Source organism: Achromobacter sp. MUI-25009338 (assembly GCF_057359325.1).
The window spans coordinates 4,046,045-4,059,821 of the sequence record NZ_CM170627.1 but is presented as its reverse complement, the minus strand read 5'-3'; the positions used below and the strand labels follow the sequence as shown (position 1 = coordinate 4,059,821).

The following is a 13,777-nucleotide window of genomic DNA, read 5'->3' as shown; positions in this document are numbered from 1 at the left end:
ATGGCAACGAAACTGCGCTTAGGCCCGCTACCGCGCCAAGATGTCACGAAATTGACGATCAGCCTGTCGATGGAACTGAAGGCCGATCTCGACCGGTATGCGGCCATGCATAGTCAGCTTTACGGCGAGCAGGTCGATGCGGCCGCGTTGGTGCCGCATATGCTGGCGTGGTTCCTTCGCAATGACAGGGGCTTCCGGCGATCGTAGCGCTGCCAGAGGTGAACAAGGGGCGAGCCGGACAAATTGCGTGATGGCCCAATTAACTGTATAAATATACAGTATTTCATTTGTTTGTCTGTACGCTCATGTCCCACGCCTATACCGTCACCTTGCACCATCCCAATCTGTCGCCCGTGCAGCGTCAAGTGGTGGAGGCGCAGTACCGCCAGGCGCTAGAGCAGACACTGGGCGGAGCCGACGCCGTGCTGCGGGCATGGCGAGCTTGGCAGGAAGCCGAGCACAAGCTAGGCAGCCTGTCGGAAGACACGTGGAAGGTCGCCCGGCAGTGGCTGATCGCTGCGGAGCAGGCGCGCCGAACAGCACTCTTGGAACCTGATGCCTCGGAAGTCTACTTCGAGGTGCAGAGCCTTCAATACTGACTGGCTAATGGTCTGCGAATCACCAGTGATGCGCTGGACTACGCTCTTGCTGGTTTGGATTTGAGATGGTCTGACGCATCCTGATGCCATGTCCGCTTATAGGAGATGGCCATGCCCAACGAGCACGATGTTGCCAAGCCTGCGCCTGCTTTTTATCGCCTGGCAGACGTAGTACGCATCACGGCACTTAGCCGCGCCACGATCTATCGACGCATCGCAGAGGGCCGTTTCCCTCGGCCTGTCCATTTGGGCGGCCGCGCATGTGGCTGGACCCCGGCCGCCTTGCAGGCATGGATTGATAATCCCCAGGAGTACCGGGCAGGATCGCCGGCAGCGGCTGTGGCCGCACCGTTGCAGCGTCGCCACAACACCGACCGTCTCAAACTATCTCGCTTTTCGCGCCGGAAATTTCGGACACAGTTCGGACACGAAGGTGCCAGAAGTAGAAAAGGACTTAGCGATCGCTCGCTAAGTCCTTGATATCTTTGGTGGCGCATCCCTGATTCGAACAGGGGACCTGCGGATTATGATTCCGTCGCTCTAACCGGCTGAGCTAATGCGCCACGTCTTCGTTAATTACTAGTAGCGATCAACGAAGAACGAAATTCTAGCACAGAATTTTTTCCATGCGCAAGCAGTCAGCCATCATTTTTTCAGGCGTCTCGCGCCAGGCGGATGCCGGAGAACTGCCAGCGGGCGTCGGGCGGGAAGAAGTTGCGGTAGCTCGGGCGGATGTGGTCCCTGGGGGTGGCGCAGGAGCCGCCGCGCAGCACGTACTGGCTGCACATGAATTTGCCGTTGTATTCGCCGACGGCGCCGGCGTCGGGGCGGAAGCCGGGGTAGGCGTCGTAGGCGCTACAGGTCCACTCCCAGGCGTCGCCGAAGAGCTGCACCGGCCCGCCCGAACCGTTGCGGGCGGGGGCGGGGCGCGGGTCGAGGTGGCCGTTTTCCAGCATGTTGGCGCGGCCCGACAGGGCGCCCTCGGGCAACTGGCGGGCGGCGTGTTCCCATTCGGCTTCGCGCGGCAGGCGCACGCGGGCCCAACGGGCGTAGGCGTCGGCCTCGAAGTAGCTGACGTGCGTGACCGGGGCCTGCAGTTCCAGCTCCTGCATGCCGCGTAGCGTGAACAGGCGCCAGCCGTCGCGCTGCCGTTCCCAGTAGAGCGGCGCCTGCCAGCCTTGCGCGCAGACCTGGTCCCAGCCCAGGGACAGCCACAGCTCGGGCCGCTTGTAGCCGCCGTCCTGGATGAAAGCCAGGTATTCGTGCTGGGTCACGAGGCGGTCGGCGAGGTGGAAGGGGGCCAGCAGCACGTCGTGCGCCGGGCCCTCGTTGTCGAAGCCGAAGCCGCGTCCGTCGTGGCCGATACGCGTGATGCCGCCGGCGTAGCGGGTCCAGCCGGCGGGCGTGGCCGGGGGCAGGGCGGTTGCGCCGGGCGCCACGTAGGCCGGGCGCAGCGGATTGGCCGAGAGCATGTGCTTCAGGTCGGTGAGGATCAGTTCCTGGTGCTGCTGCTCATGGTTCAGGCCCAGTTCCAGCAGGGCGTCGAACTCCGCGTCGTTGCCGCCCAGGCGCGAGATCAGTTCGTGCATGGCGCCGTCCACGTGCTGGCGGTATTGCTGCACTTCGCCCAGCGAGGGGCGCGACAGCAGGCCGCGCTGCGGGCGCGGATGCTTGGCGCCGATGGCGTTGTAGTAGGAATTGAAGAGCATGCGGTACTGCGGGTGGAATACCGCGTAGGACGGGTGAAAGCGGCCCAGCAGAAAGGTCTCGAAGAACCAGGTGGTGTGCGCGAGGTGCCATTTGACGGGGCTGCAGTCCGGCATGGACTGGACCTGGCAATCCTCCGGGCTGAGCGGCGCGGCGAGGGCCGCCGTCGTCAGGCGCACCGCGTCGTAGCGGTCGTGCTGGCCGGCCTGGCCGGCCGCGTACGGTCCGGTGGCGGGGTGGGTCAGCAGGCACGCAGGTTCCATGGCGATCCTCCAGTGGCGTTTAGTGTCTTGCCCGGCATCAGGCGCGGGCGCTGAAAACCGAAAACCAGCCGCGGGAATCCGACCAGTGCGCGACGTCGCGATAGCCGGCGCTGCCGAGCAGGGCGGCAAAGGACTGCGGGGTGAATTTGTAGGAGTTCTCGGTGTGGATGCGTTCGCCGGCGCCGAATTCGCGCTGGCCGCCGGGCCAGGCGACCCGCACGGCGCGCAGCGCCTCCAGGTGCATCTCGATGCGCGAGCGCGCGCTGTCGAAGCGCGCCACATGGCGCCAGTCGGCCACGTCGAAATCGGCGTCCAGCAGGCGGTTCACGTGCCGCAGCAGGTTCAGGTTGAAGGCCGCGGTCAGGTGCAGCGCGTCGTCGTAGGCGGGCTCGAGCACCTGCGCCGGCTTGACGCGGTCCACGCCGACCAGCAGGCCGCCGCCTTCGCACTGGCCGCGGATACGCCGCAGCATGGTGAGCGCGTCTTCGGGGCTGAGGTTGCCGATGCTGGAGCCGGGATAGAAGAACAGCCGCTGGGCAGCGGGGATGTCGGCGGGCAGCGCCAGCGCGTGGGTGTAGTCCTGCCCCAGCGCGGTGATCTGCAGTTCGGGATACGAGAGCCGCAGCCGCCGCACCGCCGATTGCAGGTAGTCGGCGGAGATGTCGATGGGCACGTAATGGCGCGGGCGCAGGCTGGCGAACAGGCGCTCCGCCTTGACGCAGTCGCCCGCGCCCAGGTCTATCATGGCTTGCACCGGGCCGACATGGCGGGCAATGGCTGCGCCGTGGCGCTGGAAGATCTCCGCTTCGCAGCGCGTGGGGTAGTACTCCGGCAGCTGGGTGATGGCGGTGAACAGCGCCGAGCCGAGCGCGTCGTACAGGAACTTGGGATCGACGTGGGCCGGCTGGTCCAGCAGCCCGTCGCGCAATTCGACCTGCTCCGGACTGGGCTGCTGCGGGTGCCGGTCGATGAATTCGGTGGCGGCGGGGGCGAACAGGGTGGAGGGAGAAACCATGCGTTCAGTTCCTTTTTGAGAGCTTGAAGCGCATTGCAAAGGTCTATTGTCGTGGGGATGGGGGCCGGGGTGTCAAGCTTAAGCCGATGAATGCAATGGACTTTTACTAAATCGGAGCCGGGCCGTGAGCCGGCCTGCGGCGGCTGAAATATCGAATTACGGCTGGTTGCCAAAGCTCGGGCGCCGCGCCCCGGCGGGCGTCACAATAGGCACCATGGCCTGACGCAGCCCGCCGCGGTGGGCGCAGGCAGGCCCGACTCCCTTCAAATAATCACAAGGAGCGACCATGAACCGAAAGCACCAACGCGCCGAAATGGCTTTGCACCGCGAACGGGTGAGCGACAGCTTCCATGAACTGCTGGCGGGCACCGAAGACCTGCTGCGTTCGACGGCTTCGTATACGGGCTCCGAGATCGAGGCGGCGCGGGCGCGCCTGCGCCGCCAGCTGGCCGACGCGCGCGAATCCGCCGGCCAGTGGGAGGGCGCGGCGCGCGAACGCGCGCGGCAGGCCTCCGTCTATGCCGACGAGTACGTGCACGAGCACGCCTGGAAATCGGTGGGCGTGGCCGCGCTGGTCGGCGCCTTGCTGGGCTGCCTGCTGGCGAGCGGCCGGCGCTAGTCCCGTTTCTCCATCATGAGGCCGTCTGCGGCCTGCGCCCGGCCGTGGGCGCGCGCCCTGGCGCTGGCCTGCGCCATGCTGCTGGCCGGCTGCGCCAGCGTGCCGGATTCCGCCGAGCGCGAGGCGCGCGCCGCGCAGGCCAGCCAGTCGGCCGACGCGGCGCTCGACAGCTATCGCCGCAGCCAGGGCATCAGCGCCGACCCGCGCACGCCCAAGGACGATTTCCTGGCGCGCCACCTCGCCGTCGAACAGGCGGTCAGCGGCGCGCCGCTGGTGCCGGGCAATCGTGTCCGGCTGCTGGCCGACGGGCCCAGTACCTATCGGGCCATGCTGCAATCCATCGGCCAGGCGCGCCGCTACGTGCACATGGAGACCTACATCTTCGATGACGACACCGAGGGCTCGCGCTTCGCCGATGCGCTGATCGCGGCGCGCGCGCGCGGCGCCGAGGTGTCGCTGATGGTCGATGCGATCGGAACGATCAAGACGCCCGACGCGCTGTTCGACCGCCTGCGCGACGCGGGCGTGCAGGTGGCGGTCTTCAATCCGGTCAATCCGGCGCTGGCGCGCGCCGGCTGGTCGCCGAACCAGCGCAATCACCGCAAGGTGCTGGTGGTCGACGGCAAGGTGGGCTATCTGGGCGGGCTGAACGTCAGCAGCGTGTACGAGTCCTCGCCGGGGTCGAGTTCGGGATCGGGCAAGTCCGACGCCGACGCGGCCGGCGACGCGCGGACCGCGCCCTGGCGCGACACGCATCTGCGCATCGAGGGGCCGGCGGTGGCCGAGCTGGAGGCCGTCATCCGGACCGGCTGGGAGTCGCAGACCAAGGAACCGCTGAAAGGCGGCGACGCCTACGTCGCGCCGGCCGCGGGCGACACCAGCGTGCGGATACTGGCCAACCAGCCGGACCGCAGCGATGGCTACACGGTGTACCTGACGCTGATGTCGGCGTTCGAAAGCGCGCAGAAATACATACACATCACGATGGCGTACTTCGTGCCGGACCCGGCCTTCATCGACGTGCTGACGGCGGCCGCGCGGCGCGGGGTCGACGTGGTGCTGGTGCTGCCGGGCTTCAGCGATTCGTCGCTGGTGTTCCATGCCGGGCGCTCGCATTACGCCGACCTGCTGGAGGCCGGCGTCAAGCTCTATGAACGGCGCGACGCCTTGCTGCACGCCAAGACCGCGGTGGTCGACGGGGTCTGGTCCACCGTGGGGTCCAGCAATATGGACTGGCGCAGTTTCGCGCTGAACTACGAAATCAACGCGGTGGTGCTGGGGCCTGACTTCGCCGGCGAAATGGAGGCGCTGTTCCAGCGCGACGTCGTCGATTCGGTGCGCATCACGCCCGAGGCCTGGCAGGCCCGGGGCGTGAAAGACCGTTCCATGGAGTTTTTCTCGCGCATGTTCGAGCGCTGGCTCTAGCGGCTCAGGCGCGGCCGGCTCAGGCGCGGCCGGGGGCCGGCGCCGCCTGCATCGCGCGCGCCAGTTCCAGGGCCGTGGGGATGTCGTGGGTCGGCTGGAACGAATGGGCCTGCGCCATGGCCCAGCCGGCGCGAAACACCTGGTGGCGGAATTCGCCGCGCAGCAGCTCGCCCGGGGTCAGCTCGGGAAACAGCGCCGACAGCAGCCGGATCTCGCTGGACGAAATGCGCCGCGCGATGTGGTGGGGGCGCAGCTGGCCCGGATGCGTCAGGCCGGCCGCGGCCAGCAGCTCCGCCAGCGCATGCAGCGTGTTGCGATGGAAGTTGGCCACGCGCTGCGCCTTGTCGGGCACCACCAGCGCGCGCTGGCGCAGCGGGTCCTGGGTGGTGACGCCGGTGGGGCATTTGCCGGTATGGCAGGCCTGGGCCTGGATGCAGCCGACGGCGAACATGAAGCCGCGCGCGGCGTTGCACCAGTCGGCGCCCATCGCCATGACGCGCGCCATGTCGAAGGCGGTGATGATCTTGCCCGAGGCGCCCAGCTTGATGCGGTCGCGCAGGTTCACGCCGATCAGGGTGTTGTGCACCAGGCGCAGCGCTTCGCGCAGCGGCGTGCCGACGTGGTCCACGAATTCGACGGGCGCCGCGCCGGTGCCGCCTTCGGCGCCGTCGACCACGATGAAGTCGGGCGTGATGCCGGTCTCCAGCATGGCCTTGACGATGGCGAACCATTCCCAGGGATGGCCCACGCAGAACTTGAAGCCCACCGGCTTGCCGCCGGACAGCTCGCGCAGGCGCGCCACGAATTTCATCAGGCCGATGGGCGAGTCGAAGGCCGAGTGGGTGGCCGGCGAATTGCAGTCCTGCCACGGCGCCACGCCGCGGGCCTCGGCGATCTCGGGCGTGACCTTGCCCGCCGGCAGGATGCCGCCGTGGCCGGGCTTGGCGCCCTGCGACAGCTTGATCTCGATCATCTTGACCTGCGGCGTACAGGCGTTCTTGACGAAGGCTTCTTCCGAGAACGCGCCCTGCGCGTCGCGGCAGCCGAAGTAGCCCGAGCCGATGTTCCACACCAGGCTGCCGCCGGGCTGGCGGTGGTAGCGGCTGATGCCGCCTTCGCCGGTGTCGTGCGCGAAGTCGCCCTGGCGCGCGCCTTCGTTCAGCGCCAGCACGGCGTTGGCCGACAGCGCGCCGAAGCTCATGGCCGAGATGTTGAACACCGACATGGAATAGGGCTGCTTGCATTCCGGGCCGCCCACGGTGACGCGGAAGTCGGTGTCGTCGATGCGCGAGGGCGACATGGAATGGTTGATCCATTCGTACTGGTCGCCGTAGACGTCCTGCTGGGTGCCGAAGGGACGCTTGTCGATCTCGCGCTTGGCGCGCTGGTAGACGATGGAGCGCTGCGCCCGCGAGAAGGGCGCGGCCTGGGTGTCGTCTTCGAGGAAGTACTGGCGGATTTCCGGCCGGATGAATTCGAACAGGAAGCGCAGATTGCCCAGCACCGGATAGTTGCGCCGGATGGCGTGGCGGGTCTGGATCAGGTCATAGACGCCGAGCGCGCCCAGCAGCGCCAGCGGCACGGCGATCCACAGCCACCAGGCCGAGCTCGCGTAGGCCAGCGCGGCGGTGACCGCCGCGCCCGCCAGGGTCAACAGAAAAGCCGTGTAGCGGCCGAAAATCCAGCTCATGTCCATCTCCGTATTTCGGGATGGAGCAACCATACACCAGCCTCGGCGCCCCTAGCGGGCGAAAACCGGAATACTGTTTCTCAGCAGCTGGATGCCGACGGCGTCTTTTCCACGGCCAGGCCGAAGGCCGGGCGCAGCCGCACGCCCAGGGCGCTGCCGGCGAAGGCGGCGGGCAGCCACAGCCAGGCGTGCAGGCTGCCCGACAGGATGCCGCTGAAGTAGGCGCCGATGTTGCAGCCGAAGGCCAGGCGCGCGCCGTAGCCCAGCAGCAGGCCGCCGATCACCGCGCCGGCCAGCGAACGGGCCGGCACCTTCCAGACGGGCGCGAACTTGCCGGCGGCGCTGGCCGCGGCCAGCGCGCCCAGCATCAGGCCGATGTCCATGACCGTGGTGACGTCCTGGCGCAGCGGCGCGCCCAGCGATGGCTGCTTGGCCCAGTAGGCCCAGGTCGCCACGTCGCCGCCGGCGGCGTCCAGGGCCTTGGCGCCCCACAGCGCGAAGGCCGAGGTGATGCCCCAGGGGCGGCCGGCCAGCGCCAGCGTGGCGAAGTTCAGCGCCACCAGGGCCACGCCGCCCCAGATCAGCGGCCACGGCCCCTGCAGCAGCGAGCCCGGACGGGCGGTGCGCGCGGCGAAGGAAATGACGTGGCCGTGGCGGCGCTTTTCCAGCGCCGTGACGGCCCAGGCGATCAGCGCGAATACGGCCAGGTTGGCCAGGAGCGCCGGGGCCAGCCCCCAGGTCTTGATCAGCGAGGTGGGCGCCAGCGCGGGCAGATTGGACCACCAGCCGAAGTGGGCGGTCGCGATGACCGAACCGACGATGAAGAACAGCAGCGTGACCAGCATGCGGGTATTGCCGCCGCCGACGGCGAACAGCGTGCCCGAGGCGCAGCCGCCGCCCAGCTGCATGCCGATGCCGAACAGGAAAGCGCCCAGCACCACCGACACGCCCGGCGGCGAGACGAAGCCGCTGACCGGCTGGCCGAACAGCGAACCCGCGGCCAGGAACGGGAAGAACAGCAGCACGCCCGCGGCCAGCATCAGCATCTGCGCGCGCAGCCCGGCGCCGCGGCGGTCCGAGACGAAGACGCGCCAGGCCTGGGTGAAACCGAAGGAGGCGTGGTACAGGGTCACGCCCAGCAGGGCGCCGACGATCCACAGCGCGCCCTGGCGCCAGCTCACGGTCTGGTTCAGGTACAGGGCGCCGGCCAGCACCAGCAGCAGGGCGATCCACAGCGGCTTGCGGTTGATGCGGATCGGCGGCAGGGCCGCTGGGGGCAGGGGTAGGGTCGAGGCGTTGCTGCTCATGGGCGAGTCCCGGGATAAACGTAGAAATGCAAACGGGCGCGTGGACGCACCCGTGGGATGGTTGAAAGTCTAAGGGGGCGCATTAATATCTCAAACCATCAATTAATGCGTTCCAAATAACTAAAAATAATAAAACGGGCGGGGCCTATTGCAGCCGCCAGACCAGCGCGGCCAGCGTCAGCAGCAGCACCGGCACGGTCAGCACGATGCCGACGCGGAAGTAATAGCCCCAGGTGATGCGCAGGCCCTTGCGCGCCAGCACGTGCAGCCATAGCAGCGTCGCCAGGCTGCCGATGGGCGTGATCTTGGGGCCCAGGTCGCTGCCGATGATGTTGGCGTAGATCATGGCGTCGCGCACCGGGCCGGTGGCGCTGGTGTCGGCGATCGACAGCGCGCCCACCAGCACCGTGGGCAGGTTGTTCATGATGGACGACAGAAAGGCCGTGATGAGGCCGGTGCCCAGCGCCGCGCCCCACAGGCCATGCTGGGCGCAGCGCTCCAGCACCTGAGCCAGGTAGTCGGTCAGGCCGGCGTTGCGCAGCCCGTAGACCACCAGGTACATGCCCAGCGAAAAGACCACGATGTGCCAGGGCGCTTCGCGCATGATGCGCCGCGTGCCCACGATATGCTGGCGGCCCGCGATCAGCAGCAGTCCCAGCGCGCCCGCGGCGGCGATGGCGCTGACCGGGATGCCCATGGGCTCCAGCACGAAAAAGCCCGTCAGCAGCAGTCCCAGCACCACCCAGCCGGCGCGGAACGTGGTCAGGTCGCGGATGGCGCTGGCCGGCGCCGGCAGCTGGGCCACGTCGTAGCGCGGCGGAATGCTTTTGCGGAAGTACAGCAGCAGCACGGCCAGGGTCGAGGCCACCGCCATCAGGTTGACCGGCAGCATCACCGAGGCGTACTGGCCGAAGCCGATGCCGAAGAAATCGGCCGACACGATATTGACCAGGTTGGACACGATCAGCGCGATGCTGCCGGTGTCGGCGATGAAGCCCGCGGCCATCACGAAGGCCAGCGAGGCGCCGGGGCCGAAGCCCAGCGCCAGCAGCATTTCCATGACGATGGGGGTGAGGATCAGGGCCGCGCCGTCGTTGGCGAACAGCGCCGAGACGGCCGCGCCGAGCAGCACGATGAGCACGAACAGCAGCCGGCCGCGGCCGCCGCCCCAGCGCGCCACGTGCAGCGCCGACCATTCGAAGAAGCCGGCCTCGTCCAGGATCAGGCTGGTGACGATGATGGCGATGAAGGTCGCGGTGGCGTTCCAGACGATGCGCCAGACTTCGCCGATGTCGGCGAACTGGACCACGCCGGTGGCCAGCGCCAGCGCCGCGCCCAGCAATGCGCTCCAGCCGATGGACAGGCCCCGGGGCTGCCAGATGACGAGCGTGATGGTGAGGATGAAGATCGCGGCGGCGGCAAGCATCGAAGGGGCGGACGTCACAGTAAGGGATGGGTGCTGATCCAGGCGACCAGCAGGCTGACGGTCAGCACCGAGGCGACGGTGCTGACCAGGATGGCGCGCGAGGTCACGCGCGCGTCGCGGCCGTACATGGCGGCCAGCATGAAAGGGCCGGTGCCGATGGGCAGGGCGCTCATCAGCACGGCGGTCCAGGCCCACATGGGCGGCATGGTGAACACGTAGAAAGCCAGCAGCGCGGTCACGGCGGGCTGCAGCAGCAGCTTGCCGCAGACCAGGCGCAGCACGCCGGGGCCGGAACTGGCGGTCTCGGTCTGCGCCAGGAACAGGCCTATCGTGACCAGCGCGCAGGGGCTGGCCGAGGCGCCCAGCAGCGCGACGTAGCGGTCCAGGCCTTCGGGCAGCGGCTGGCCGGTATAGGCCCAGGCCAGGCCCAGCATCGGCGCGGCCAGCAGCGGGTTGCGCATCAGCGCGCGCCCGACCTTCAGCAGCGTGGCGCCTATGCCGGGAGCCTGCTGGCGGTCGAACTCGATCAGCGCGATGGCGAAGCCGAACAGCGCGCTGGCGGTGAGCAGCGTGGTGAAGGTGGCGGGCGCCAGGCTCTCGGCGCCGAACAGCGCCAGGCATAGCGGTATGCCCATGTAGCCGGCGTTGGCGTAGGAGGCGGCCAGGCCCTGGATGCTGCGGTCGGTCAGCGCGGGCTGGCTGCGGCGCGCGCCCAGGAACGAAGCGAGGAAGGTGACGGCGATGCCGCCGGCGAAGGCGGCGGCGAAATCCCAGTGCGCGGCCTGGGCCAGGTCCACCTGCGTCATGGCGCGAAACAGCAGCGCCGGCAGCGACAGGTAGACGACGTAGCGGTTCAGCGCGTCGGTGGCGGCCGGACCCAGGATGCGCCAGCGGGCGGCCAGCCAGCCGGTCAGGATCAGGGCGAAAACCGGCAGGGCGGCGGTAATGACGGCGTTCATGAGCAGGCTAGCGGGAGGGCGCTCATTCTAGCGCGGACCCGCCTTGCGGGCGCGCGTCACCAGCAGGATGCCCAGCGCGGCCAGGGCCATGCCGGGCCAGGCCAGCGCCGGGATGGCTTCGTCCAGCACCGCCAGCGCGATGAGCGCGGTGCACGGCGGGACCAGGAAGAACAGCGCCGACACGCGCGAGGCCTCGCCATGCCGGATCATGGTCAGCAGCAGGGTGATGGCCACCAGCGAATTGCACAGCACCAGATAGACCAGCGAGGCCCACAGCGCGCCGGTCCACTCGATGCGCATCGGCTCCAGCCAGAAGGCCAGCGGCGCGGTCACGGCCAGGCCGACCGCGTACTGCACCATATTCGAGACGGCCGGATGGGTTTCGGCGCCGTAGCGTTTTTCATACAGCGTGCCGCCGGTGATGGACAGCAGGGCGCCGATGGCGAACAGCAGGCCCAGCGGCGAGAGCACGTCGACCGAGGCCTTGGCCACGATCACCAGCGCTGCGCCCGACACGCCCAGGCCCAGGCCGGCCCAGCGCCGCGCGTCGACGCGCTCGTGGGCGATGGCCGGGGCCAGCAGGCCGATCAGGATGGGCTGCAGCGAAGCGATCAGCGCCAGCCCGCCGGCCGACATGCCTTGCTTGAGCGACAGGTAGGTGAAGCAGAAATAGCCTGCCTGCAGCAGCAGGCCGACCATCGCCAGATGGCCCCAGGCCGCCGCCGCGCGCGGCAGCGGCGGGCGCGCGAACAGCAGGAAGGGGGCCAGGATCAGCACCACGCAGGCGTAGCGCAGCGCCAGGAACGTCATGGGATCGGCGTAGGCCAGCCCGACCTTGAGCACGACGAAGCCGCTGGACCACAGGAGCAGGAAAAGCGCGGGCGCGGCTTTCAGCCAGGCGGGGGGAGCGGCAGGCGGCATGTCGGGGCGCGGAGGCGGGAGCAAGCTGCGATCGTACCCCTTTTGGGGAATCTTCATCCCTGAGAGAATCGGCGTAGGATTCTTTTATTCATAGGCAGCACGCGAGGGATGGACATGTCGACCAATAAAAAAGCTACGGTGCGCATTGCGCTGGGAACCTGGGACCGCTTGCGCGAGGACGCTTATTCTGTGCGCCACGAGGTTTTCGTGGTCGAACAGAAAGTGCCGCCCGAAGTCGAAATGGACGACGACGACGCGGTCTCGGTGCATGCCGTGGCCTACGGGCCGGACGGCACGCCGATGGGCACCGGGCGGCTGTTGCCCGACGGCCACATCGGCCGCATGGCGGTCCACAAGCGGGCCCGCGGCATGGGCGTGGGCGGCCAGTTGCTCGACGCCCTGATCGAACAGGGCCACGGCGACGGCCACCGCATGCTGGTGCTGCACGCGCAGACGCATGCCGCCGGCTTCTACGAAGCGCACGGGTTCCGCATCGAAGGCGAGGAGTTCGTCGAGGCCGGCATTCCGCACGTCGTCATGACGCGCACGTTGAAGTAGGGCGGCCCGGCGGCTCCGTCGGAGCCGCCGAATATCGAAGGGGCAAAGAAGAAGACAAGCAAATAAAAACCCCGGACGCTTACGCGTTCGGGGTTTTTTGGCGCATCACGCAGGTACCTCGTGATGTAATAATTGGTGCCCAGGAGAGGACTCGAACCTCCACACCTTGCGGCACATGGACCTGAACCATGCGCGTCTACCAATTCCGCCACCTGGGCGCTGTCGCTTCACATTTCACTTCGCTCTCGCGTTGTTTCGTGTTCAGCAGCAGAGAAAAGAATTATGCATGTTTTTTTAGAAGTGTGCAAGTCGTGCCGGCTTTTTTTCACTTTTTCGTGGAATTTTTTTGGCGCGTTGGGCGGCTGCAACTTTAGATATAGTGTCGCCCCATGCCACGCCCACTTTGCACGCGCTGCCTGCGCCCCTTGTCGCACTGCCTGTGCGCGCTGATTCCCTCGCTTGAATGCCGCACGCGCCTGGTGGTGCTGCAGCATCCGAGCGAGGCGCGCCATGCATTGAACACGGCGCGGCTGGCCGTGCTCGGCTTGGCCGGCGCACGCCGCGTGGTGGGCGAATATTTCTCGGAACAGGACTGGACGCAGCCCGGCTACGCGCCGCGCCTGCTGTTTCCGGGCGAGAGCGCCGAGGTGCTGACGCCGGGCTACGGCCGCGAGCTGGGCATGCCCGTACAGTTGATCGTGCCCGACGGCACCTGGGGCCATGCGCGCAAGCTGCTGCACATCAATCCGCGGCTGGCGGCGCTGCCGCGCGTGATGCTGCCCGCCGGGCTGTCGACGCGCTATCGCGTGCGCCATGCCGACATGCCGGGCGCGCTGTCCACCATCGAGGCCGTGACCCATGCCTTGAACGCCATCGAGGCGCCGCGCAATTTCGACGCCTTGCTGCGGCCGTTCGAAGCCTTGATCGACGGGCAGATCGCCGGCATGGGCGCCGACCTCTACGCGAAGCATCACCTGAACCGCAAAGTGCCTTGGCGCTGAGGGCGGGATGGCGGGGCAGGCCGGGCACAAAGCAAAAGCCCCGAAAACCTTGCGATTTTCGGGGCTTTTCAGCTCTTGCTGTCGAGACCTCGATCGAGGTTCCGACTGGAATTCCGTGGTGCCCAGGAGAGGACTCGAACCTCCACACCTTGCGGCACATGGACCTGAACCATGCGCGTCTACCAATTCCGCCACCTGGGCACTGAGAGATACTGTCAGATTGTTGTGCTACGCTGCGGCCTGTTGCGCATCTGGTACAAGAGTTAGTTAACTATTAATCAACTAAA

At 67.6% G+C, this 13,777-nt stretch carries 14 protein-coding genes and 3 tRNA genes; 7 read left to right on the top strand and 10 right to left on the bottom strand.

Annotated features, from left to right (window positions below):
- From AC1IQ6_RS19260 to AC1IQ6_RS19250, 3 genes are all read left to right on the top strand, one after another.
- Nucleotides 1-207: a DUF2274 domain-containing protein gene (locus AC1IQ6_RS19260; protein WP_241116880.1), complete on the top strand. Its 207-nt coding sequence runs from the start codon at nt 1-3 to the stop codon at nt 205-207.
- Nucleotides 208-305: 98 nt separating this feature from the next.
- Nucleotides 306-599, top strand: a complete 294-nt coding sequence (locus AC1IQ6_RS19255) for a hypothetical protein (protein WP_131728733.1) — start codon at nt 306-308, stop codon at nt 597-599.
- Between the two features lie 105 nt (nt 600-704).
- A complete protein-coding gene (locus tag AC1IQ6_RS19250; RefSeq protein WP_338404896.1) occupies nt 705-1,079 on the top strand; it encodes a helix-turn-helix transcriptional regulator in 375 nt (124 codons plus the stop codon).
- 6 nt (nt 1,080-1,085) lie between these two features.
- Here the strand turns inward: AC1IQ6_RS19250 and AC1IQ6_RS19245 are convergent.
- The 3 genes from AC1IQ6_RS19245 to egtD form a co-directional block, all read right to left on the bottom strand.
- A tRNA-Met gene (locus AC1IQ6_RS19245) sits at nt 1,086-1,162 on the bottom strand.
- A gap of 90 nt (nt 1,163-1,252) precedes the next feature.
- Nucleotides 1,253-2,569 carry an ergothioneine biosynthesis protein EgtB gene (gene egtB / locus AC1IQ6_RS19240; protein ID WP_111827040.1) on the bottom strand — a complete coding sequence of 439 codons (1,317 nt, stop codon included), beginning with the start codon at nt 2,567-2,569 and terminating at the stop codon, nt 1,253-1,255.
- Nucleotides 2,570-2,606: 37 nt separating this feature from the next.
- Nucleotides 2,607-3,584 carry an L-histidine N(alpha)-methyltransferase gene (egtD, locus tag AC1IQ6_RS19235; protein ID WP_485865182.1) on the bottom strand — a complete coding sequence of 326 codons (978 nt, stop codon included), beginning with the start codon at nt 3,582-3,584 and terminating at the stop codon, nt 2,607-2,609.
- A 286-nt stretch (nt 3,585-3,870) separates the two neighbouring features.
- Here egtD and AC1IQ6_RS19230 point away from each other — a divergent pair, with 286 nt between their 5' ends.
- Nucleotides 3,871-4,203 carry an ElaB/YgaM/YqjD family protein gene (locus tag AC1IQ6_RS19230; protein ID WP_102774701.1) on the top strand — a complete coding sequence of 111 codons (333 nt, stop codon included), beginning with the start codon at nt 3,871-3,873 and terminating at the stop codon, nt 4,201-4,203.
- A gap of 15 nt (nt 4,204-4,218) precedes the next feature.
- Nucleotides 4,219-5,628, top strand: a complete 1,410-nt coding sequence (gene cls, locus AC1IQ6_RS19225) for a cardiolipin synthase (RefSeq protein WP_485865181.1) — start codon at nt 4,219-4,221, stop codon at nt 5,626-5,628.
- 19 nt (nt 5,629-5,647) lie between these two features.
- Here the strand turns inward: cls and AC1IQ6_RS19220 are convergent, their stop codons facing one another.
- The 5 genes from AC1IQ6_RS19220 to AC1IQ6_RS19200 form a co-directional block, all read right to left on the bottom strand.
- Entirely contained in the window at nt 5,648-7,318 is a 1,671-nt protein-coding gene (locus AC1IQ6_RS19220) for an FMN-binding glutamate synthase family protein (protein WP_102774699.1), read from the bottom strand.
- An 80-nt stretch (nt 7,319-7,398) separates the two neighbouring features.
- Complete coding sequence (locus AC1IQ6_RS19215; RefSeq protein WP_102774698.1) at nt 7,399-8,625, bottom strand: YeeE/YedE family protein; 1,227 nt, start codon at nt 8,623-8,625, stop codon at nt 7,399-7,401.
- Between the two features lie 145 nt (nt 8,626-8,770).
- Complete coding sequence (locus AC1IQ6_RS19210; RefSeq protein ID WP_102774697.1) at nt 8,771-10,051, bottom strand: arsenic transporter; 1,281 nt, start codon at nt 10,049-10,051, stop codon at nt 8,771-8,773.
- Between the two features lie 14 nt (nt 10,052-10,065).
- On the bottom strand, nt 10,066-11,010 hold the full coding sequence (locus tag AC1IQ6_RS19205; protein WP_485865180.1) for an AEC family transporter: 945 nt from the start codon (nt 11,008-11,010) through the stop codon (nt 10,066-10,068).
- A 27-nt stretch (nt 11,011-11,037) separates the two neighbouring features.
- Nucleotides 11,038-11,931, bottom strand: coding sequence for a DMT family transporter (locus tag AC1IQ6_RS19200; RefSeq protein ID WP_102774942.1), 894 nt, complete (start codon nt 11,929-11,931; stop codon nt 11,038-11,040).
- 108 nt (nt 11,932-12,039) lie between these two features.
- On the opposite strand from AC1IQ6_RS19200, the gene AC1IQ6_RS19195 reads away from it, so the two are divergent.
- A complete protein-coding gene (locus AC1IQ6_RS19195) occupies nt 12,040-12,489 on the top strand; it encodes a GNAT family N-acetyltransferase (protein ID WP_440130658.1) in 450 nt (149 codons plus the stop codon).
- A gap of 133 nt (nt 12,490-12,622) precedes the next feature.
- Here the strand turns inward: AC1IQ6_RS19195 and AC1IQ6_RS19190 are convergent.
- Nucleotides 12,623-12,707 (bottom strand) — tRNA-Leu (locus AC1IQ6_RS19190).
- Between the two features lie 171 nt (nt 12,708-12,878).
- On the opposite strand from AC1IQ6_RS19190, the gene AC1IQ6_RS19185 reads away from it, so the two are divergent.
- A complete protein-coding gene (locus AC1IQ6_RS19185; protein ID WP_485865179.1) occupies nt 12,879-13,490 on the top strand; it encodes a tRNA-uridine aminocarboxypropyltransferase in 612 nt (203 codons plus the stop codon).
- Between the two features lie 116 nt (nt 13,491-13,606).
- On the opposite strand, the gene AC1IQ6_RS19180 is transcribed toward AC1IQ6_RS19185, so the two are convergent.
- A tRNA-Leu gene (locus AC1IQ6_RS19180) sits at nt 13,607-13,691 on the bottom strand.
- Nucleotides 13,692-13,777 lie beyond the last annotated feature (86 nt).

Excerpts from the sequence above, each read along its gene's own strand:
- AC1IQ6_RS19260 (WP_241116880.1), top strand. The coding sequence starts at position 1 with ATGGCAACGAAACTGCGCTTAGGCCCGCTACCGCGCCAAGATGTCACG.
- AC1IQ6_RS19255 (WP_131728733.1), top strand. The coding sequence starts at position 306 with ATGTCCCACGCCTATACCGTCACCTTGCACCATCCCAATCTGTCGCCC.
- AC1IQ6_RS19250 (WP_338404896.1), top strand. The coding sequence starts at position 705 with ATGGCCATGCCCAACGAGCACGATGTTGCCAAGCCTGCGCCTGCTTTT.
- egtB (WP_111827040.1), bottom strand. The coding sequence starts at position 2,569 with ATGGAACCTGCGTGCCTGCTGACCCACCCCGCCACCGGACCGTACGCG.
- egtD (WP_485865182.1), bottom strand. The coding sequence starts at position 3,584 with ATGGTTTCTCCCTCCACCCTGTTCGCCCCCGCCGCCACCGAATTCATC.
- AC1IQ6_RS19230 (WP_102774701.1), top strand. The coding sequence starts at position 3,871 with ATGAACCGAAAGCACCAACGCGCCGAAATGGCTTTGCACCGCGAACGG.
- cls (WP_485865181.1), top strand. The coding sequence starts at position 4,219 with ATGAGGCCGTCTGCGGCCTGCGCCCGGCCGTGGGCGCGCGCCCTGGCG.
- AC1IQ6_RS19220 (WP_102774699.1), bottom strand. The coding sequence starts at position 7,318 with ATGAGCTGGATTTTCGGCCGCTACACGGCTTTTCTGTTGACCCTGGCG.
- AC1IQ6_RS19215 (WP_102774698.1), bottom strand. The coding sequence starts at position 8,625 with ATGAGCAGCAACGCCTCGACCCTACCCCTGCCCCCAGCGGCCCTGCCG.
- AC1IQ6_RS19210 (WP_102774697.1), bottom strand. The coding sequence starts at position 10,051 with ATGCTTGCCGCCGCCGCGATCTTCATCCTCACCATCACGCTCGTCATC.
- AC1IQ6_RS19205 (WP_485865180.1), bottom strand. The coding sequence starts at position 11,010 with ATGAACGCCGTCATTACCGCCGCCCTGCCGGTTTTCGCCCTGATCCTG.
- AC1IQ6_RS19200 (WP_102774942.1), bottom strand. The coding sequence starts at position 11,931 with ATGCCGCCTGCCGCTCCCCCCGCCTGGCTGAAAGCCGCGCCCGCGCTT.
- AC1IQ6_RS19195 (WP_440130658.1), top strand. The coding sequence starts at position 12,040 with ATGGACATGTCGACCAATAAAAAAGCTACGGTGCGCATTGCGCTGGGA.
- AC1IQ6_RS19185 (WP_485865179.1), top strand. The coding sequence starts at position 12,879 with ATGCCACGCCCACTTTGCACGCGCTGCCTGCGCCCCTTGTCGCACTGC.